Annotated in this window: 1 protein-coding gene; it reads right to left on the bottom strand. The window is 63.7% G+C overall.

Annotated features, from left to right (window positions below; all coding sequences use genetic code 11):
• Window positions 1-1,272, bottom strand: a 1,272-nt coding sequence (gene glyA, locus ACR0ES_RS20145) for a serine hydroxymethyltransferase (RefSeq protein WP_480484971.1), incomplete at its 5' end; no start/stop codon positions are given.

Below are 1,272 nucleotides of genomic sequence, written 5' to 3'. Positions count from 1 at the left end.
TTACAGGTTCGGGTATATGGGGAAGCGGTTGCAGAGGTCTGCGACCTGGGCGCGGACGCGGGCTTCGACTTCGGCGTTGCCGTCTTCGCCGTTGGCGGCCAGGCCGTCGACCACTTCGATGATCCAGTCGGCGATCTGGCGGAACTCGGCCTCGCCAAAGCCGCGGGTGGTGCCGGCGGGGCTGCCAAGGCGGATGCCCGACGTGATGGTCGGCTTTTCCGGGTCAAACGGCACGCCGTTCTTGTTGCAGGTGATATGCGCCCGGCCCAGGGCCTTTTCGGTGGCGTTGCCCTTGACGCCCTTGGGGCGCAGGTCGACCAGCACCACATGGGTGTCGGTGCCGTGGGTCACGGTGTCGAGTCCGCCCTTGATCAGCTGATCGCTGAGCGCCTGCGCATTGGTCACGACCTGCTGGATATAGCTTTTGAACTCGGGGCGCAGCGCCTCGCCAAAGGCCACGGCCTTGGCCGCGATCACATGCATCAGCGGGCCGCCCTGAATGCCGGGGAAGATCGCCGAATTCACTTTCTTAGCGATATCTTCATCATTGGTCAGGATCATGCCCCCACGTGGGCCGCGCAGGGTCTTGTGTGTGGTGGTGGTCGCCACATGCGCGTAGGGGAACGGGCTGGGGTGCTCGCCCGCCGCGACCAGACCGGCGAAATGCGCCATGTCAACGTGCAGATAGGCGCCGACCATGTCGGCGATCTGACGCATGCGGGCAAAGTCGATCTGACGCGGGATGGCCGAACCGCCCGCGATGATCAGCTTGGGGTTATGCTCTTTCGCCAGCGCCTCGACCTGATCATAGTCCAGCATGTTGTCCTGCTGGCGCACGCCGTATTGCACGGCGTTGAACCACTTGCCCGACTGGTTGGGCCGCGCGCCGTGGGTCAGGTGGCCACCGGCATCCAGGCTCATGCCCAGAATGGTGTCGCCGGGCTGGATCAGCGCCTGGAACACGCCCTGGTTGGCCTGGCTGCCCGAGTTCGGCTGCACATTGGCAAAGCCACAGCCAAACAGCTGCCTGGCGCGGTCGATGGCCAGATTCTCGGCGATATCAACAAACTCGCAGCCTCCGTAATAGCGCCGGCCCGGGTAACCTTCGGCATATTTGTTGGTCATCACCGAACCCTGCGCCTCCATCACGGCGGCAGAGACGATGTTCTCGGACGCAATCAGCTCGATCTCGTCGCGCTGACGACCCAGCTCAGACCGGATCGAGCCAAAAAGCTCAGGATCGCGGTCCGACAAGGACTGGGTGAAAAATCC

The organism is Ruegeria sp. N7 (genome assembly GCF_056531345.1).
The sequence above is the reverse complement of the archived record's forward strand: the minus strand, read 5'-3'. Positions and strand labels throughout refer to the sequence as shown.